Here is a 17,624-nt window from a genome sequence, read left to right on the forward strand (position 1 = left end):
GGCCATGGATCTTGGACTCACCGACCGGACGTACCTCGTCACCGGGGCGACCCGTGGCCTGGGTTTCGCCACCGCCCGTGCCCTCGTCGACGACGGCGCGAACGTCGTGATCAGCGGCCGCACCGAGGAGAGCGCCGCCAAGGCCGCCGCCTCGCTGGGCGAACGCGCCGTGGGTGTGGCGGCCGACAACGCCGCCGCGGGCACCCCGGCCCGCCTGGTGGCGGCCGCCCGCGAGCGCTTCGGCCGGCTGGACGGCGTGCTGATCAGCGTGGGCGGTCCGCCGCCGGGGACGGCCGCGGACAACACCGACGAGCAGTGGCAGGCGGCGTTCGAATCGGTCTTCCTCGGCGCGGTGCGGCTGGCCCGGACGGCCGCCGCCGAGCTGGACGAGGGCGGCGTGATCGGCTTCGTGCTGTCCGGTTCGGTGCACGAGCCGATCACCGGCCTGACCGTCTCCAACGGACTGCGGCCCGGGCTGGCCGGTTTCGCGAAGTCGCTCGCCAATGAGGTGGGGCCGCGCGGCATCCGGGTCCTCGGGGTGCTGCCCGGCCGGATCGCCACCGACCGGATGACCCAGCTCGACGCGCTCTCCGGCGACCCGGAGGGCAGCCGGGCCCGTAACTCCGCGGCGATCCCGCTGGGCCGGTACGGCACGCCCGCGGAGTTCGGCCGGGTCGCGGCGTTCCTGCTGTCGCCGGCCGCGTCGTACGTGACCGGAGTGATGGTGCCGGTCGACGGCGGGGCCCGGCACGGCTTCTGAGGGGGCCGCGGGGCGGGCGACGGCCCGCCCCGCCCCTCAAGTGACGCGTTCGGGGCGGTGCTTGACCTCGCGCAGCCGGACCTCGGCCGGCAGCCGGTCGAGCCCCGCCGAGCGCCGGGCGTGCGTCATCGCCTCGCCGGACAGCCGGCCGAGGACATGGCCGGGGTCGGCGTGCGGGGCGAGCGCGAGGACCGCCCGGACACGGGGTTCGGTGCGGCGGCCGGTGAGCCGTACGGCGGCCCGGTCGACGCCGTCCAGGGCCTCCGTCTCGGCGGTGAGCACCGCCTCCAGCGCCCGCCCGCGCAGTTCCGCGCCCTCGCCGTCGCCGCTGTCGACGAGGATCTCGCCGAGCCGGTGGCGCCGGAACTGCGCCAGCAGCCACCACAGCAGGAGCAGCACGAGCACGGCCAGCGCGGCGATCACCACCGGCCACCACCAGCCCTGGTCCGTCCAGCGGGTGCGCTGCCGCGCGGGCAGCAGGACATCGCCGGGACGGGACCAGGGCCAGCCGGCCGGCAGCCCGAGGTGCCAGGTCGCGGGCAGGTCCAGCCCGCCCAGCAGCACCAGCGCGCCGGCGCCGAACAGCACCACGCCGGTCAGGCCGAGCAGCACCCGGTTGGCCTTTCTGCGGGTCCGGCGCATCGCGCTCACCCCTTCTTCGGACGGCGGACGTGCACGGTCAGCCGCATCCGGTGGGCCAGGCCCAGCTGGTCGAGGCCGGCGCCGAGCGCGGTGTCGAGGTCGGCGCGGACCTCGTCGAGCTCGCGGAAGTGGGAGACCGCCCGCGCCTTGGCCCGGTGCCGGCCGACGGTCATCCGGACGGACTGCACACCGGCGACCTCCATGGCGCGGTCGCGCAGCACCAGCGCGGCGGCCGGCCGGTCGAGGCCGGCCCGGACGTCCGGGGCCACCGGCCGCATCGGCAGCATCCGGCGCAGACCGGGGGTGACGGCGAGCACGATCAACCAGAGGCCCACCGCCGCGGCCAGCGCCGCGGCGGCCAGCACCCAGGTGTTGTCGAGGTGACGGGTGGCCAGTTCGCCGGCCAGCCGCCGGCGCCAGGCCATCGCGGGGCGGTGCGCGCGCACCGCGGCCACGTCGTAGAGCAGCAGTCCCGCGGCGGCCAGCAGCACCGCCGCGACCAGGGCGGCCGGCACTCGGCGGGACGACCAGAAGCGGCCGGTGCGGCCGTCGCCGGCGGCGCCGGTGGCGGTGGCACCGGTGGCGGCACGGGGCGATCCGCCGGACCGTTTCTCCAGGGTGGGCAGCCGCCGGGTCTCCGCCGGCTCCGCGTCGTCGTCGCTCATCGCACCCTCTCCCGGCCCCTGCCCTCCAGCAGCGGGGAGTGCAGCCGCTCGACCTCCACCGCGACCTCGGGAACCGTCATGTTCGCCAACTCCCCCACGCGCTCGGTCACCCGTCGGCGCACCACCCGGACTTGCGCCCCGATGTCCGAGGGGTAGCCCAGCTCCACCGCGATCCGTACCCGCGCCTCGCCGAAATGCGCGAGGTCCTCGCGCCGGTGGACGCTCACCGTGGCGTGCGCGTCCGTGTGGTCGTGCGGGGACTTCGCGCGCAGTGCCTCGCGGGCGGCCCGGGCGGCGATCTTCGCCACCACCCGGTCCGCGATCCGTGTCGCGCCCCGCTCGCCCGCCGGTACGTCAGCGGCAGCGGTGGGCGGGGACGCCGTCGCCACCCCGGCTCACCGCCGCCGTTCGTCGCGGTCGCCGGTGCGTGCGCGGAAGAACTCGCGGGCCTCCACGTCCCCGTCGAGGATCCGGCCCGCCACGAACCCGACCGCGCCCAGCGCCGCCACCAGGACGAACGCGCCGAAGCCGCCGAAGTATCCGGCGAAGCCCAGCGCCATTCCGGCCAGAAGACCGGCCATGGCCATGCTCATCGTGCGCTCCTTCGCTGCCACTCCGGACGGGCCCGCTCACTGGAGCCGCGGCTCCGCTTCCTCTTCTTCGTCCGATTCGTCGGGGAGCTTGACGTCGCTGACCGCGATGTTGACCTCGACGACCTCCAGGCCCGTCATCCGTTCCACCGCGGCGATGACGTTCTCCCGGACGCTGCGCGCGACGTCGGCGATGGCGACGCCGTAGTCGACCACGATCTCCAGGTCCAGCGCGGTCTGCACCTCGCCGACCTCGGCCTTCACCCCGCGGCTCGCGGTCGCCGCCCGGCCGCCGCCGGGCACCCGCTCGCGTACCGCGCCGAGCGTGCGGGCCAGGCCGCTGCCCATGGCGTGCACCCCGACGACGTCCCGGGCCGCGAGGCCGGCGATCTTCTCCACCACGCCGTCGGCGATGGTGGTCCGCCCACGGGTCGCGGGGTCACCGCCGCCGCGCTTGACCGGCGTCCTGGGTCCGTCCTCTTGCTGGCTCTCGGTCATCACCGTACGTCCCTTTCCGGGAAGAAGGGGATTCTGTCCGCATTTACTCCGCTTTCGGAGGTTTTCGTTCCCACAGTAGGTGGGGTCGCCCCCGGGCGCTTGGGGGATGCGGCAGCGGAGTGCTCCTCCCCACGCCGTACGGCACACCGCCCTGCCGTACGGGCCGGTCTGCGGCAGGCTGGGGGCGGGGGACGAAAGGGGTGACACGGTGACCGCTGAGCAGGTGGCGCAGACGGTACGGCAGCAGCTGAGGATCGGCCGGGTGCTGCCGCTGGGCGGGCCCGCGAACGGGTCCTGGATCACCGAGCAGGCCGCCGCCGGGGCGCTGCGGACGGCGCTCGGCACGCGGGCCGGGGTGCGGCTCGGCACCCTGCGGCTGTCCGTCGCCGACCCGGCGCACGCCCCTGACCCTGCGGTGCCGGCGCCGCCGAGCGCGCTGCCGCCGGGCCCGCTGCGGATCGGCGCCGAGTTCACCGCGGTCGCCGACCGGCCGCTGCCCGCCGTCGCCGACGAGGTGCGGGCGGCGCTGCTGGAGGCGTCGGTACAGGGGCTGGGGCTGGTGGTGGCCGCGGTGGACCTGCGGGTGACCGGCCTGCTGGAGGACGCCGGGGCGGGCCGGGCGGGGCCGGCGCTCACCACCGTCCGTCCGGAGAAGCCACCCGTGACGGCCGAGCCGGCCGGGGCGGTGCCGGAGGGTCCGGAGGGCCTCGCCGCCGCGGCGCTGGCGGTGTCCGGGGTGGCCCGGCTGGCACCGGTGCTCGGCGGCCGGACCCGGGCGGTACGGCGCACCGACGGGCATGTCCTGGTCCAGCTGGCCGTGGCCGCCGGCTACCGCCCGCTGGACGTCGCCGTTGCGGTACGGCAGGCGGTGGCGGCCCGGCCGGACCCGCCGGAGACGGTCGCGGTGCTGGTCACCGCGGTGGAGCGGGACTGACCGGGCGACGCCCGCCGCCCGGAGGCACGCAACCCGGCCGGCTGCCGTACGGCGGCCGGCCGGGCCACGTCAGGAGGTACGCATCGGCCTCGGTGCGCTAGTCGCCGACGCCGGCGAGGTCGCGCAGCCGGCGGGCCTGGGCGGCGCGTTCGGCGCGGCGCTGCTCCTCGTAGGTCCGGCCCGCGGCGCCGGCCAGCAGGGCCTTGGTCTCGACGACGGCGTCGCGCGGTGCGGCGAGCAGTGCGGCCGCCAGGTCGGACACGGCGGCGTCGAGTTCGTCGCTGGGCACGACGAGGTTGGCCAGCCCGATCCGCGCGGCCTCGTCGGCCTGCACGAACCGTCCGGTGGCGCAGATCTCCAGCGCCCGGGCGTAACCGACCAGCCCGACCAAGGGGTGCGTACCGGTCAGGTCCGGGACCAGCCCGAGGCTGGTCTCCCGCATGGCGAACTGGGCGTCCTGCGCGGCCACCCGCAGATCGCAGGCGAGCGCCAGCTGGAAGCCGGCGCCGATGGCGTGCCCCTGGACGGCGGCGATGGACACCAGGTCGTTCCGCCGCCACCAGGTGAACGCTTCCTGGTACTCGGCGATCGTGTCGTCCAGGGCGTCGTCCGAACCGCGCGCCAGATCGATGAACGACGGCTCGCCGTCGAAGCCTTCGGGCGTGAACGCCTGGCGGTCCAGGCCCGCGGAGAAGGACCGGCCTTCGCCGCGCAGCACGGCGATCCGGACGTTGCCCGGCAGCAGCGAGCCCGCCTCGGCCAGCGCCCGCCACATGGCCGGCGACTGTGCGTTGCGCTTGGCCGCGTTGGCGAGGGTCACCGTGGCGATGTCGCCGTCCACGGTGAGCCGCACACCGTCCTTGTCGAGCAGAGTCATGAGCGCCTCCGAGTCAGCCAGCCGCACGTGCGTGCGTAAGTGACTGAACGGTAACCTCCCGGCCGACTGCTCGGCCGACCGGGGGGACACCGCTGTTCCGGAGACGCGGCTGTCAGACCGTGGCGGCCTTCTTGCCCCTTGTGGCTCCGCCGCGACCGCGCAGCACCACGCCGGATTCGGTGAGCATCCGGTGCACGAATCCGTAGGAGCGACCGGTTTCCTCGGCCAGCGCCCGGATGCTCGCACCGGAGTCGTACTTCTTCTTCAGGTCTGCCGCGAGCTTCTCGCGCGCGGCGCCGGTCACCCGGCTGCCCTTCTTCAGAGTCTCGGCCACCCGTGCCTCCTCGTGGGAAGTGCGCTCTGGACTCTCATGATCACCCCTCCCCGGCTTCCTGGCCACCCATTCCGCAAGGTCTCTCCGACATCCTTTGCCGGCGCGGGCCCGTTCCGAGCGGGCGGAATTCGTCATTCCGCTCGTCCCGCGGGCCGAGCGGCCGCCGCTCGGGGCGAGAAGTGGCAGGTCAGATGGCGTACGGCCGAAAAGGGGCGCTCCGGGTCGGAGCGGACGGGACACCGCGCGCAGGCACGCCGGTGTACGAGCCGTTCTCACTCAGATGATGGATCACACGTCGGCCGAATGATCCATACGGCATGATCCCCCCGCCCGTGGGCGCACCGCGGGACGCCGCTACGCCCCGGCCCGGAGCCCCCGGGCCGGGCGCCCGGATCAGGCCAGCGCGACCAGATCCGCGTAGTCCTGGCCCCACAGGTCCTCGACGCCGTCGGGCAGCAGGATGATCCGCTCCGGCTGGAGCGCGTCCACCGCGCCCTCGTCGTGCGTCACCAGGACCACCGCGCCCGCGTAGGTGTGCAACGCGCCGAGGATCTCCTCGCGGCTGGCCGGGTCGAGGTTGTTGGTGGGCTCGTCGAGCAGCAGCACGTTGGCGGACGAGACCACCAGCGTGGCCAGCGCCAGCCGGGTCTTCTCACCGCCGGAGAGCACCCCGGCGGGCTTGTCGACGTCGTCGCCGGAGAAGAGGAAGGAGCCCAGCGTCTTGCGGATGGCGACCAGGTCCATGTCCGGGGCGGCCGAGCGCATGTTCTCCAGGACCGTGCGGCCCGGGTCCAGGGTCTCGTGCTCCTGGGCGTAGTAGCCGAGCTTGAGGCCGTGGCCCGGGCGGACCTCGCCGGTGTCGGGCGACTCGACGCCGGCCAGCAGCCGCAGCAGGGTGGTCTTGCCCGCGCCGTTCAGGCCCAGGATGACGACCCGGGAGCCCTTGTCGATGGCGAGGTCGACGTCGGTGAAGATCTCCAGGGAGCCGTAGGACTTCGACAGGCCCTCGGCGGTGAGCGGGGTCTTGCCGCACGGCGCCGGGTCCGGGAAGCGCAGCTTGGCGACCTTGTCGGAGACCCGCACCTCGTCCAGGCCCGAGAGCAGCTTCTCGGCGCGCCGGGCCATGTTCTGTGCGGCGACGGTCTTGGTGGCCTTGGCCCGCATCTTGTCGGCCTGGGAGTTGAGCGCGGCGGCCTTCTTCTCGGCGTTCGCCCGCTCGCGCTTGCGGCGCTTCTCGTCGGCCTCGCGCTGCTGCTGGTAGAGCTTCCAGCCCATGTTGTAGATGTCGATGTGGGACCGGTTGGCGTCCAGGTAGAAGACCTTGTTCACGACGGTCTCGACCAGGTCGACGTCGTGCGAGATGACGATGAAGCCGCCGCGGTAGGTCTTGAGGTAGTCGCGCAGCCAGACGATCGAGTCGGCGTCGAGGTGGTTGGTCGGCTCGTCGAGCAGCAGGGTGTCGGAGTCCGAGAAGAGGATCCGGGCCAGCTCCACGCGGCGCCGCTGGCCGCCGGAGAGGGTGTGCAGCGGCTGGGCGAGGATGCGGTCGGGCAGGCCGAGGCTGGCGGCGATGGTCGCGGCCTCCGCCTCGGCGGCGTACCCGCCCTTGGTCAGGAACTCGGTCTCCAGGCGCTCGTACTTCTTCATCGCCTTCTCGCGGGTGGCGCCCTTGCCGTTGGCCATCCGGTCCTCGTTCTCGCGCATCTTGCGCAGCACGGTGTCCAGATCGCGGGCGGAGAGGATGCGGTCGCGGGCGAGCACGTCGAGGTCGCCGGTGCGCGGGTCCTGCGGCAGATAGCCGACCTGTCCCGCACGGGTGACCGTGCCGGCGGCGGGGATGCCCTCCCCCGCCAGCACCTTGGTGAGGGTGGTCTTGCCGGCGCCGTTACGGCCGACCAGACCGATCCGGTCGCCCTTGGCGACACGGAAGGAGGCGGACTCGATGAGGACGCGGGCGCCGGCGCGCAGCTCGATGCCGGAAGCGGTGATCACGGGAAAACTCCAGGGCAGGAAGACGGCGGATTGGACGGACGGTCCGAGAGCGGGCTGCGCCGTCTAATGAACCCAGAGGAGAACTGCCATGGGAGGCAGTCTAACGGGCCGGTGCAAGTAGTTTTCCCGGCCGCCGGGCGGGGTGCGGGGGCCGGTGGCCGGCCCGTGGACGCAGGCCACGCCGTGCGCTGCGACACCGTGCGCGGAGCGCGGGCGGGCGTTGTCGGTCCCCGGTGAAAGACTGTGATCCGGGACACATGAAGCCGCTGAGGAAAGGACCGTGATCACGATGTCAGGGACCCCGACGATGTACCCGACGGTGCTCTACCAGGACGCCCAGGCCGCCATCGCCCAGCTGACAAAGGCGTTCGGCTTCACCGTCGGCGCGAAGTACGAGACCGAGGACGGCCTGGTGCTGCATGCCGAACTCTCCTACGGCAACGGCACGGTGATGCTGGGTTCGAAAGGGCGCGGCGGGGTCTTCGCCGAGGCGATGGAGGAGGCCGGGCCGGTCGGCGTCTACGTCCGCGTCGAGGACACCGACGCCCACTACCGCCGGGCCCAGCGGTCGGACGTGGAGATCCTGCTGCCGCCCACCGACATGGAGTACGGCTCGCGGGAGTACCTCGCCCGGGACGCCGAGGGCAACGTCTGGAGCTTCGGCACCTACACCCCGGCCGTGGCCGCCGCCGGTGCCGGGCCCTGACCGCCCGGCCCGGCCGGCAGCGGCCGGGAGGTCAGGCCCCGCCGGTGTGCACCTGGAACGCCGCCCGGCGCACGGCCTTGGCGAGGGCCGGGTCGGGGTGGGCCGCGGCCAGCGCGACCAGCACCTGGACGGTGCGCGGGTGACCGACGGCGCGGACCTCTTCGAGGAGGCGGGGCACCGAGCCCTGGACCGCCGAGTCGAGGTGGCGCACCAGCAGCTGGGTCTCCCCGTGGTCGGCGACCGCCGCCGCGGTGTCCACCCACAGCCAGGTCGACTCCTCGCGGGTGAGCACGTCCGGTGCGGTCTCCGGGTCGCCGCCCTCGTGCTCGACGAGCCACAGCAGGGCGTACGGACGCAGCACGGGCTCCTCGGCGGCGGTGCGTACGGCCTGCTCGGCGGGGGCGCCGACGGCCCGCAGCGCCTCGAAGGCCAGGCCGCGCAGCAGCGCGTCCTCGCCGCGGGCCACGGTCAGCAGTTCCTCGACGGCCGCGCCGACGGAGCGGGCGGCGAGCCAGGCGCGGTACTCGGCGCGGGCCGGTCCCGGGGTCAGCCGGGCGCAGCCGCGCAGCATCGCCTCCGCGGACTGCTCGATGTTGCCGGCCGGGCTCTGCGCGGCGACGCAGATCTGCTCCAGCTTGACCCACACCGACCAGTTGCCCAGCGGGGTGAGCTGCGCCTCGGCCGCGTCCTGCGCGCCCCGGTGGACGCCGTCCCGGGCACCGTGGCGCGGCACCAGCGCGCCGACGGTCAGCAGGGCGTCCAGCGCCCAGCCCAGGAGTTCGGCCAGCGACGCCCCCGCGGAGTCGTAGGCCGGGTCGGGTGCCGGGTGCGGGGCGCCGGTCGCGGGTGGGGTGCCCGGGGCGGCCGGTGCGTCCTGGCCGTAGGGGACCTCGCAGCGTTCCGTGCGGAGTTCGGTGACCCGCTGTTCGAGCATGTCCAGCAGGACCGGCAGGCGTACCGGGCCGGCGGACAGGTGCAGCAGGGAGAGCAGTTGCGGCAGTGCCTCGACGACCTCGGCGACGATCGCGGGGGCGGCACCGGCCGGAGCGGGGCGGGCCAGCGACCAGGCGTCGAAGAGCGCGACCCAGCCGCGCAGCACGGCGGTGTCGTCGCGGTCCCAGGCGCGCAGCCGCCAGCCGGGGCGGACCAGGCCGTCGTGCAGCTCGATGAGTCCGGCGAGCCGGGCCAGGTCCCAGTCGGTGCGCACCTGCCGCGGCGTCAGGGCCAGCGCGTCCGCGGCGCGTTCCACCGCCGCCGCCGGCAGTGCGCCGTCCGGGCCGGCCCGCAGAGTGCCGCCGGTGCCGCCGGCCGCGCCGCAACCGTCGGCCCAGCGGGCGAGCCGGGCCGCGCCGGCCAGCACGGCGCGGGCCTGGCGGGCCAGTTCCGCGGGCGGCGGGGTGCCCTCGGGCGGGCGGGGCGCCGGGCGCTTGGCCCGGGTTGTCACCGCCCGGCGGGCGGCCGCAACCGGTTGACGGGGGACGAGTCGGAGCCGGGAGTCGCGCGGAGTACGGGACGTCACAGGAGCAGTGTTGCCGCTGACGGCCCGAAAGCCCAATCGGAACCCGGCTTGCGATCTGGTGGGGCGCCGTCATGGCGCCGACCCATCCCGGATGGGGGGAGTTGTCCTTGCGTATGCCGGGGCGTCACATGAGGGGGGTGAGGAAGCGGCGCAGCGCCTCCTCGTAGCCGGCCGGGTCGGCGTTCCACATCGCGGCGTGCGGGGCGTGCGGGACGGCGTGCAGGGTGACCAGGTCGGGGCGGCGGGCGGCGAAGGCGCGGGAGGCCGCCCAGGGGGCGATCCGGTCGTCGGGGCCGTGGAAGATCAGCGTGGGCGCGTTGAGCGCGGCCGGGTCCGCGGCGTCGGCGGGCCGGTGGACGGGCATCCCGGTGACGCCCTCGGCGGCCCGGACGACGAGCGGCAGCAGGGCGCGCGGGACCCCCCGGGCGGCGGCCAGCGCGCGGACGGTGGTGTGCCGGTCCAGGACCGGCGAGTCCAGGATCAGTCCGCTGATCCGGTCGCGCAGCGCGGAGTGGGTGGCGGCGCGCAGCGCCATGGTGGCGCCGACGGACCAGCCGTGCAGGACGACGTCGCGGGCGCCGTAGCGGACGGCGTAGCGGATCGCCGCGTCCAGGTCGCGCCATTCGCTGTCGCCGAGGTGGTTGATGCCGTCGGTGGTGCGCGGGGCGCCCGGGTCGTTGCGGTAGGCCAGGTCGAGGACGGGCAGCCGGTGGCGGTGCAGGAACGGCATGACCACCATGGGGTGTTCGCGGGTGGTGCCCAGGCCGTGCGCGGTGATGACCCAGGTGTCGCGTACGCCGGGGACGAACCAGGCCGGGAGCGGCCCGAGTTCGCCGGGGACGTCGATGTCGGCGCAGTCCAGGCCGAGGGCGTCGCGGGGGTTGCCGCTGTGCACCTGCGGGGTGAGCCGCATCCGCATGCCGGGCCGCAGGGTGCCGTGGGTGACCCTCTCCAGGCGGCGGACGACGGCGTCGGCGGGGTGCGGGGCGCCGTGGACGACGGAGCCGACCTCCGCGTGGCAGCCGGCACCGGTCAGGCCGTAGGTGCCGGGCCGCAGGGACGCGAAACTGCGGGTGAGGGCGATCCGCTCCGCGCCGGCGGAGTGCACGGTGAGCCGGGAGTCCCCCGGGAGGGGGTGGTCGGGCGAGGGTTTCAGGGCAATGTCGCCGGCGTACCGGCCGACCGCCACGGCGGTCGCCCCGGCACCGGCCACGGTGAGGACGGCCAGGGCCGCCGCGGTAACCGGACGCACCCCCTCAGTGTGGGCGGCGGCGCCGGGTGCGGCCACTCGGCCACGTCGCCGGGGTGACCGGGCGGGACGGCGGCCGCCCGGCGGTGCGGGCCGCCGTCCCGGGTGCGGCCGGGCGCCGGCCGGGCTCCGGGTGCGGTCAGCCGCGGGCGCCGTTGGGCTGGCCGTAGCCGCGCAGGCGGGTGCCGGCCGCGTCGAGCTGGCCGGGGGACAGCACGGCCGGCGAGCGACCGGGCACGGAGTGGGCGAGCAGCCAGACCCGGGACATCCACTCCAACTGGGCGGTGCGGTCCAGGGCCTGGTCGAGGCTGTCGCCGTAGGTGAGGGTGCCGTGGTTCTGCAGCAGGCAGCCGGTGCGGTCGCGGAGCGCCTCCAGCATGTGGTCGGCGAGCTCGTCACTGCCGTAGAGCGCGTAGGGGGCGACGCGGACGGGGCCGCCGAGCGCCGCGGCCATGTAGTGGACCGGCGGGAGTTCGGGGACGAGGGTGGAGACGGCGGTGGCGTGCGGGGCGTGGGTGTGGACGACGGCGGCGGCCGGGGTGCTGCGGTAGACCGCGAGGTGCATCGGGAGCTCGCTGGTCGGGCGGAGGCTGCCGATGATCTGCCGTCCTTCGAGGTCGACGGCGGTGGTGTCGCGGGGGCCGAGCCGGTCGTAGGGGACGCCGCTGGGGGTGACCAGGATCAGGTCCTTCAGGCGGCACGAGACGTTGCCCGAGGTGCCGACGACCAGGCCGTCGGCGACGGTTCTGCGGGCGGTGTCGACCAGGTCGCTCCAGGCGGCGGCGAGCGGGTCGGGACGGTCCTTCATGGGGTCCTCCGGCGCGGTGCGGCGAGTGCGGATGCAGTGCGCGCCACCGTACGAGCAGGCCGGGGAAGGGTACGCCGGGGGCCCGCCGGACCGGTATCCGCCATATGGGGATACCTGCGGGATCGAGGGAGATTGGCCCGGGATCGACCGTCTTGGGCGACTGATCCGTTACCTTCGCTTTGTCATGCACGTCACGACCGGCTGCGGACCGGCGTAGCCCAGCAAGTTCACCGACGGGTGAGACGAAAGTGACAGCGGAGGCGCCTCCGCGTGAACAGTGCGGGGGCGTCATCATCGCGCCCGGCCCAGTTCACCTTCCGTTCACCCACCCTCCGTACGTTCCGAGCGACACTGACCTTCGAACTGATTGCCTGGGTGAATGGAACACATCACGCTTCTCATCGGGATCGTGATCGTCACGGCCTTGGTGTTCGACTTTACGAACGGCTTCCACGACACGGCCAACGCAATGGCCACCACCATTTCCACCGGGGCATTGCGACCCAAGACCGCGGTGGCGATGTCGGCAGTGCTCAATCTTGTCGGCGCGTTCCTCTCCGTCGAGGTGGCCAAGACCATCTCCGGCGGCATCATCGACGAAGCCTCCGGCATCAGACCGGAGGTGATCTTCGCCGGCCTGGTCGGCGCGATCGTCTGGAACCTGGTCACCTGGCTCGCGGGCCTGCCCTCCAGTTCCTCCCACGCACTCTTCGGCGGCCTCATCGGCGCCACCCTGGTGTCCGTCGGCACCCACGGCGTGCACGGCGAGGCCGTGGTGATGAAGGTCCTGATCCCGGCGGTGGCCGCCCCGTTCGTCGCGGGCCTGGCCTCGATGGCGGCGACCCGGCTCACCTACCGCCTGACCCGCGGCCGCGACGAGGCCGACACCGCCAAGGGCTACCGCGCCGGGCAGATCGCCTCGGCCGCCCTGGTCTCCCTCGCCCACGGCACCAACGACGCCCAGAAGACGATGGGCGTGATCACCCTCGCGCTGATCACCGGCGGGGTCGTCGCCCCGCACGCCGACCCGCCGCTGTGGGTCATCGCCTCGGCCGGCCTGGCCATCGCGCTCGGCACGTACCTGGGCGGCTGGCGGATCATCCGCACGATGGGCAAGGGCATCACCGACATCCAGCCGCCGCAGGGCTTCGCCGCCCAGACCGGCGCCGCGGCCACCATCCTGGCCTCCTCCCACCTCGGCTTCGCGCTCTCCACCACCCAGGTCTGCTCCGGCTCCGTGATGGGCTCCGGCCTGGGCCGCAAGGGCGGCGTGGTGCGCTGGTCCACGGCCGGCCGGATGGTCGCCGCCTGGGGCCTGACGCTGCCGGCCGCCGGTGCGGTCGCCGCGGGCGCCGCGTTCCTGGCCGGTCAGGGCACCTGGGGCGTGGGCGCGGTGGCGGTCCTCGCACTGGGCGTCTGCGGTGCCATCTGGGCCGCCTCCCGGCGCAAGCCGATCGACCACACCAACGTCAACGAGGGCCCGGCCGCCGAACCGGTGGGCGTGGTGACCGCCGCGCTGCGCGCCGTCTCCCCTCCCCCGGCCGGCCACCCGGTCCAGCCGGTCGACGCCCCGGCCGACGCCGCGGTGCCGGACCTGGCCGCCGCCACCGACACCCCGACCACCCCCGCCCCGCGCGCCCAGGCCGCGACGGCCGCCCGCTGACGGCTCTCACCCAAGGAACCTCATGACCATCGACTGGGCAGCTCTCGGCCAGGTCTTCGGCGTCACCCTCGTGGTGACGGTCGGACTGGTGGGCCTCTTCACCGTCGGCATCGTCGGCACCTCCCGCAAGCCGGGCCGGGAGGGCGAGGCAGCTGCCGCGACCGCACCCGGGGCGGGCACGCGGACCGGTGCGCTGGTCGCCTTCGCCCTGTGCGCGGCGGCCGTGGCCTACGGCATCTACCTGATCGTCGCCGCCTGACCGGCACCCGACGACCGGACCGACGGCGCGAGGCGCCCGGCGGAAGGCGGCATCAGCCGTCCTCGGCCGGGCGCCTCGTCCGTTGTGCGCCCCGCCCGCTGAGCGCCTCGTCGGCCTCGCGGGCCAGCTCGTCGGCGATGGCCGTACCGCCGGGGCTGCCCAGGTACTCCGAGACCCGGATCTGCACGACCTTGCTGAAGGTCTGGTAGTGGGCGCTGCGCGGGCGCGGTTCGGCCGCCAGCAGCGCCGCGTACAGCGTCTTGGTGTACGGCGGCTCCTGGCCGGGCCAGGGCTGCCCGGTGGCGCCGTGCTCGCCGTGCTCGGGCGGCAGCGGGCAGACCGGCGCCTTGCCCGCCTCCCGGTACGCCGAGTCGCGGGTGGCCGCGAACCCCCGTTCCAGCAGACAGCGTTCACTCGCCGGGCCGGTGAGCGCCTCGATCAGCGCGCGGGCCCCCTCCGGCCGCTTGCTGCCGGCGGACACCGCCAGGTTCTGCCCGCCCAGGACGGACATCCGCTTGCCGTCGGCGGCCCGGGCCGGCAGCTCGGCGACGTCGAACTTCACGCCGGGGGTGAGCTTCTCGGCGACCGAGCCGTACTCCACCGGCCAGTTGCGCATGAACAGCGCCCGGCCGTCGGCGAACCAGCGGCGGCTCTCCGTCTCGTCCATCGTCGTGGCCGCGTGCGGCATGATCGTGTCCAGCCGGTCCTTGAGGTCCGCGACGCCCAGCTGGAGGGCGCCGACCTGCTCGCCCTTGGTGAAGCTGGTGGCGTCCGGGTCGCCGCCGGTGGCCCACGCGGACTCCAGGGTGTTGACGGTCAGGCCCTCGTAGGGCCGCAGCTGGGCGACCATGCCGTACATCTTCTTGTCCTCGGGGACCTTGCCGTCCTCGGCCGTGCGGGCGAGCTCGCGGTTGTACGCGGCGGTGACCGCGGTGGCCAGCCCCTTCAACGCGCCCCAGTTGTCGGGCGGTTGAGGGTGATGGCCGTACTTGGTGAGGATGTCCTTGCGGTAGTAGAGCAGGCCGGCGTCGGTGTTGAAGGGGACGGCCCAGATCTTGTCGTCGTACTCGACGGTCTTGACCACGCTGTCGAGGAAGTCGCCGTCCAGGCTCGTGCCCCAGGGGCGGATGACGCCCGCCTCGGCGAACTCCGCGGTCCAGGCCACGTCGAGGTTGAGCACGTCGTAGGCGCCGCTGCCGGACTGGCCGGCGGCCAGCAGCTGGCTGCGCTGGCCGTCGGCGGTGTCCGGCAGCTTGACGATCCGCACCGAACGGCCGGTGCGCCGCTCGAAGGCCCGGATGAGGGCCTGGCGGACGCCGGTGCTGCTGAGGTCGCTGCCGGTGGCCAGGACGATCGGGCCCTTCTCGGGGCCCGGTCCGGGGCCGGCGGTGCAGCCGGAGACCGCCGCGGTCAGCGTCAGGGCGAGCGCGGCGGCCGGCCAGGCCCTACGGGGGTTCCTCACCGGTCCTCCTTGCCCGCGGTGCCGATGGACGCGATCAGGCCGGCGAGCAGATCGGGCGCCTGGGGGCCGCCGGGCACGCACTGTCCCCGGGAAGCACCGGCCAGTCCCTGGAGGACGAAGGTGTCGCAGCCGGCCTTGCCCAGCACCAGCGTCAGCACCGGCACCGCGGGCTTCTCCTTCAGCAGCGCGGTCAGCCGCTGCTCGACACCCGCCGCGCGCCGCAGGCTGCCGTCGTCCTCGTCCATGATCAGCACGATGGCCTGGTTGCCGCCGGACGACTTCTTCATCTCCCGTACGGCGGCGGTCAGCGCCTCCTCCATCGCGGCGCCGTGGTCGACGAGGTCGCCCTTGGCGATCTTGTCCAGGGCGGCCTTGCCGGGCGCCGCTTCGGCCGTGCCCAGACGGACGACCCGGCGCACCGCGTCCGGATCGCCGGGGTGGGCGCGGTCGGGGAAGGTCCACAGGCCGTAGGTGTGACGGGCGCCGACCATCTCCAGGGCGCGGCCCGCGGCGCCGAGGGCGACCGGGAGCTTGCCGTCGTCGGCCATCGAGGTGGAGGTGTCCATGAGGAGGAGCAGCCGGCTGGGCCGCTGCGCCTTGTCGTAGCCGTCGAGCACCCGGGCGACCTGGTCGGTGCCGGCCGCGAAGGGGACGACGGGGGCGTCCAGGTCGGCGTTGGCGCGGCTGCTGCGCAGCGGGGAGTCCGGCGTCGGCGCGGGCGCCGTGCCGTCCTTGCCGGGGACCGGGCGGTAGCCCTGCGCGGTGAGCACCGGCCGGCCGCCGTCCGGGGCGCGCAGCCAGTCGGCGAAGCGGTCGACCGCGGCCTGCCGCGCGGTGGCGTCCGTGGTGCCGCGCCAGTCGACGCGGATCAGCGGGTGGTCGAGCGCCGGGACGTTCTTGGGGTAGTACGCGACGTAGCGGTCGTCCGGGGCGAGCGGGCCGGCCAGGGCGGGGCAACTGCCGACCGCCCGGCCGAGGTTGTAGTCGGTCAGGGACTTCTCGGAGACCAGCGGTGCCGAGCGGTCGCCGCGGCCGGCGCCGGCGGGGGCCTGGCCGGTGGCGGTGGCGACGGTGTCGGGGCCGGTGGCCGGGCGCAGTGAGCACAGCAGCTCGGTGCTGTCCGCGTACTGGCTGCCCGGGGCGGAGAGCCGCTGCTCGGCGCCCTCGGCGAGGGCCGGGTCCGGGGAGCCGGCGGAGCCGATGTGCGAGCCGTCGTTGGCGAGGTAGAGGCCGATGGTGTGCAGCAGGCCGGTGCCGGACAGCACCGGGCTGGGGCGCAGCAGTTTGAGGTCCTGGTGGCCGCTGTCGGTGCCGGTGAGCAGGTCCTGCCAGGAGGCGCCCACCCGCTTGACGTCGGCCGGCCGCTTGCCGGCGGGGATGCCGACGACCAGCGGGCTGTAGGCGACCGGGCCGGTGTCGTGCAGGGTCGCCGGGGAGCCGGTGGCGGGCATGCCGCGGCGGGCCTCCTCGTAGTCGGCGGTGGATTCGGGGATCCACAGGTCGGGTTGCGGGCCGGGCCGGTAGAGCGGATCGGTGCCCTTGTCGTCCGGCTCGCCCGGGCCGGTGCCCAGGGCCTCGCCCTGCCAGCGGACGGCGGCGGCGAAGCCCTGGTCGATCTGGTCCTTGGCGGCGGAGTAGACGGTGATCTGAGCGCGCCGGCACCCCGCCGGGAGGTCGCCCTCGCCCTGCAGCGGGCGGGTGTTGGCCTCGGACATCTCGTAGTCGAACGCGGCCTGGCGCAGGGTCGGTTCGGCCTCCGGCGCGGTCAGCAGCCGCAGTTCGAGGGCGGGCGGGCAGTCGGGCAGCGGCTGCAGCAGCTGCCGTACGACGAGTCCGGCGGCGATCAGCACGAGGGCGGTGACGAGCGCGAGCAGCAGCTTCAGGCGGGGCCGGACGTGCTGGTTGAACCGGCGGCGTAAGCGGACCCGCGGTGGCGTCGGCACCCGCGCCTCGGGGGTGGCGAAGGACAGCACGACGTCGTCGACGGTGTTCTGCTTCGCCGACCGGGGCTCCCACACGTCGCCCATCGGCGTCCGCTCCCCGGCGAGCCGGACCCGCAGCTCCCGTACGAGGTCCTCGAAGGTGACGAACCGGCGGCCGGGGATGCCGTTTTCGAGGATCTGCACCAGGGCCCCGGTGAAGACGGTGCCGCCGGCCGGTTCCTCGCCGCTGAAGATCCGGCGGTTGGGCTGGGCGGCCATCAGCAGCGACATGGGCTTGCGGTGGGAGTGGAAGGCGCCGCCCGCGTTGCCCGCGTAGCAGCACTCCAGGACGATGACGATGCGTTCGGCGCGGGCGCTGTCGAGGCAGGAGAGCACCGCGTCCTGCCAGGAGACGGTGGTGTGGCTCTGCCGGGGCACCGAGCCGCCGACCATCAGCTGCAGGTCGCCGCCGTCGCTGCCGACCCAGCCGTGGCCGGAGAAATACACCAGCAGCAGGCCGCGGGCCTCGTCGGCGGCGGTCTTGAGCGCCTGGCTCAGCTCCTCGGGTGCGGTCGGCCGGCAGGGCGTGATCTCGTCGTCGGTGAACAGGTCCGTGGCGGTCAGCGCGCGGCTCAGCTCGCCGATGTTGTCCGCCACCGCGGGCAGGCGCGTCAGCGTCGCGTAGTCGTGGACACCGATCAGCAGCGCCCGGTTGATCTTTCCCCGCGCGTCGTATTCGGACAT

Annotated in this window: 18 protein-coding genes; 5 read left to right on the forward strand and 13 right to left on the reverse strand. The window is 74.6% G+C overall.

From position 1 onward, the window contains the following. Positions 1–4 precede the first annotated feature (4 nt). Positions 5–760 carry an SDR family oxidoreductase gene (locus AB0E02_RS25895; protein WP_362143027.1) on the forward strand — a complete coding sequence of 252 codons (756 nt, stop codon included), beginning with the start codon at positions 5–7 and terminating at the stop codon, positions 758–760. Positions 761–796: 36 nt separating this feature from the next. On the opposite strand, the gene amaP is transcribed toward AB0E02_RS25895, so the two are convergent. The 5 genes from amaP to AB0E02_RS25920 are packed head-to-tail and all read right to left on the reverse strand — an operon-like array spanning position 797 to position 3,155. Then, positions 797–1,402 (reverse strand): alkaline shock response membrane anchor protein AmaP, encoded by a 606-nt coding sequence (gene amaP / locus AB0E02_RS25900; protein ID WP_362143082.1) that lies wholly within the window; start codon positions 1,400–1,402, stop codon positions 797–799. A gap of 5 nt (positions 1,403–1,407) precedes the next feature. Then, the gene (locus tag AB0E02_RS25905) at positions 1,408–2,067 is read right to left on the reverse strand and encodes a DUF6286 domain-containing protein (protein ID WP_362143029.1); all 660 of its coding nucleotides are present in this window, start codon (positions 2,065–2,067) and stop codon (positions 1,408–1,410) included. Continuing rightward, complete coding sequence (locus tag AB0E02_RS25910; RefSeq protein WP_362143031.1) at positions 2,064–2,456, reverse strand: hypothetical protein; 393 nt, start codon at positions 2,454–2,456, stop codon at positions 2,064–2,066. The genes AB0E02_RS25905 and AB0E02_RS25910 overlap by 4 nt, the downstream gene beginning before the upstream one ends. Positions 2,457–2,462: 6 nt before the next feature. Then, positions 2,463–2,660 (reverse strand): hypothetical protein, encoded by a 198-nt coding sequence (locus AB0E02_RS25915; protein WP_265363249.1) that lies wholly within the window; start codon positions 2,658–2,660, stop codon positions 2,463–2,465. Positions 2,661–2,696: 36 nt separating this feature from the next. Then, the gene (locus AB0E02_RS25920) at positions 2,697–3,155 is read right to left on the reverse strand and encodes an Asp23/Gls24 family envelope stress response protein (protein WP_030411707.1); all 459 of its coding nucleotides are present in this window, start codon (positions 3,153–3,155) and stop codon (positions 2,697–2,699) included. A gap of 208 nt (positions 3,156–3,363) precedes the next feature. On the opposite strand from AB0E02_RS25920, the gene AB0E02_RS25925 reads away from it, so the two are divergent. Next, complete coding sequence (locus AB0E02_RS25925; RefSeq protein WP_362143034.1) at positions 3,364–4,089, forward strand: hypothetical protein; 726 nt, start codon at positions 3,364–3,366, stop codon at positions 4,087–4,089. A gap of 97 nt (positions 4,090–4,186) precedes the next feature. Here AB0E02_RS25925 and AB0E02_RS25930 read toward each other — a convergent pair whose 3' ends face one another. From AB0E02_RS25930 to AB0E02_RS25940, 3 genes are all read right to left on the reverse strand, one after another. Then, on the reverse strand, positions 4,187–4,966 hold the full coding sequence (locus AB0E02_RS25930; RefSeq protein WP_362143036.1) for an enoyl-CoA hydratase/isomerase family protein: 780 nt from the start codon (positions 4,964–4,966) through the stop codon (positions 4,187–4,189). Between the two features lie 112 nt (positions 4,967–5,078). Then, positions 5,079–5,300, reverse strand: a complete 222-nt coding sequence (locus AB0E02_RS25935; protein WP_030411710.1) for a helix-turn-helix domain-containing protein — start codon at positions 5,298–5,300, stop codon at positions 5,079–5,081. Between the two features lie 393 nt (positions 5,301–5,693). Beyond that, positions 5,694–7,292, reverse strand: a complete 1,599-nt coding sequence (locus tag AB0E02_RS25940; RefSeq protein ID WP_362143037.1) for an ABC-F family ATP-binding cassette domain-containing protein — start codon at positions 7,290–7,292, stop codon at positions 5,694–5,696. A 289-nt stretch (positions 7,293–7,581) separates the two neighbouring features. Here AB0E02_RS25940 and AB0E02_RS25945 point away from each other — a divergent pair, with 289 nt between their 5' ends. Beyond that, positions 7,582–7,998, forward strand: a complete 417-nt coding sequence (locus AB0E02_RS25945) for a VOC family protein (protein WP_362143083.1) — start codon at positions 7,582–7,584, stop codon at positions 7,996–7,998. A 31-nt stretch (positions 7,999–8,029) separates the two neighbouring features. Here the strand turns inward: AB0E02_RS25945 and AB0E02_RS25950 are convergent, their stop codons facing one another. The 3 genes from AB0E02_RS25950 to AB0E02_RS25960 form a co-directional block, all read right to left on the reverse strand. Further along, on the reverse strand, positions 8,030–9,517 hold the full coding sequence (locus AB0E02_RS25950) for a hypothetical protein (RefSeq protein WP_362143039.1): 1,488 nt from the start codon (positions 9,515–9,517) through the stop codon (positions 8,030–8,032). Positions 9,518–9,641: 124 nt separating this feature from the next. Beyond that, positions 9,642–10,769, reverse strand: coding sequence for a hypothetical protein (locus AB0E02_RS25955; protein WP_362143041.1), 1,128 nt, complete (start codon positions 10,767–10,769; stop codon positions 9,642–9,644). Between the two features lie 136 nt (positions 10,770–10,905). Next, positions 10,906–11,574 (reverse strand): class II aldolase/adducin family protein, encoded by a 669-nt coding sequence (locus AB0E02_RS25960; RefSeq protein WP_362143043.1) that lies wholly within the window; start codon positions 11,572–11,574, stop codon positions 10,906–10,908. Positions 11,575–11,953: 379 nt separating this feature from the next. On the opposite strand from AB0E02_RS25960, the gene AB0E02_RS25965 reads away from it, so the two are divergent. Next, a complete protein-coding gene (locus AB0E02_RS25965) occupies positions 11,954–13,237 on the forward strand; it encodes an inorganic phosphate transporter (protein WP_362143045.1) in 1,284 nt (427 codons plus the stop codon). 22 nt (positions 13,238–13,259) lie between these two features. Then, a complete protein-coding gene (locus tag AB0E02_RS25970; RefSeq protein WP_362143047.1) occupies positions 13,260–13,496 on the forward strand; it encodes a hypothetical protein in 237 nt (78 codons plus the stop codon). A 52-nt stretch (positions 13,497–13,548) separates the two neighbouring features. Here AB0E02_RS25970 and AB0E02_RS25975 read toward each other — a convergent pair whose 3' ends face one another. Beyond that, complete coding sequence (locus tag AB0E02_RS25975) at positions 13,549–14,958, reverse strand: extracellular solute-binding protein (protein ID WP_362143049.1); 1,410 nt, start codon at positions 14,956–14,958, stop codon at positions 13,549–13,551. Beyond that, on the reverse strand, positions 14,955–17,624 hold the full coding sequence (locus AB0E02_RS25980; RefSeq protein ID WP_362143050.1) for a caspase family protein: 2,670 nt from the start codon (positions 17,622–17,624) through the stop codon (positions 14,955–14,957). The genes AB0E02_RS25975 and AB0E02_RS25980 overlap by 4 nt, the downstream gene beginning before the upstream one ends.

It is taken from the genome of Streptomyces sp. NPDC048196 (genome assembly GCF_040652715.1).
GTDB classification, from domain to species: Bacteria; Actinomycetota; Actinomycetes; order Streptomycetales; family Streptomycetaceae; genus Streptomyces; species Streptomyces siderophoricus.

Coding starts and splice junctions, on each gene's coding strand:
- AB0E02_RS25895 (WP_362143027.1), top strand. CDS start 5: ATGGATCTTGGACTCACCGACCGGACGTACCTCGTCACCGGGGCGACC.
- amaP (WP_362143082.1), bottom strand. CDS start 1,402: ATGCGCCGGACCCGCAGAAAGGCCAACCGGGTGCTGCTCGGCCTGACC.
- AB0E02_RS25905 (WP_362143029.1), bottom strand. CDS start 2,067: ATGAGCGACGACGACGCGGAGCCGGCGGAGACCCGGCGGCTGCCCACC.
- AB0E02_RS25915 (WP_265363249.1), bottom strand. CDS start 2,660: ATGAGCATGGCCATGGCCGGTCTTCTGGCCGGAATGGCGCTGGGCTTC.
- AB0E02_RS25920 (WP_030411707.1), bottom strand. CDS start 3,155: ATGACCGAGAGCCAGCAAGAGGACGGACCCAGGACGCCGGTCAAGCGC.
- AB0E02_RS25930 (WP_362143036.1), bottom strand. CDS start 4,966: ATGACTCTGCTCGACAAGGACGGTGTGCGGCTCACCGTGGACGGCGAC.
- AB0E02_RS25945 (WP_362143083.1), top strand. CDS start 7,582: ATGTCAGGGACCCCGACGATGTACCCGACGGTGCTCTACCAGGACGCC.
- AB0E02_RS25960 (WP_362143043.1), bottom strand. CDS start 11,574: ATGAAGGACCGTCCCGACCCGCTCGCCGCCGCCTGGAGCGACCTGGTC.
- AB0E02_RS25965 (WP_362143045.1), top strand. CDS start 11,954: ATGGAACACATCACGCTTCTCATCGGGATCGTGATCGTCACGGCCTTG.
- AB0E02_RS25970 (WP_362143047.1), top strand. CDS start 13,260: ATGACCATCGACTGGGCAGCTCTCGGCCAGGTCTTCGGCGTCACCCTC.
- AB0E02_RS25980 (WP_362143050.1), bottom strand. CDS start 17,624: ATGTCCGAATACGACGCGCGGGGAAAGATCAACCGGGCGCTGCTGATC.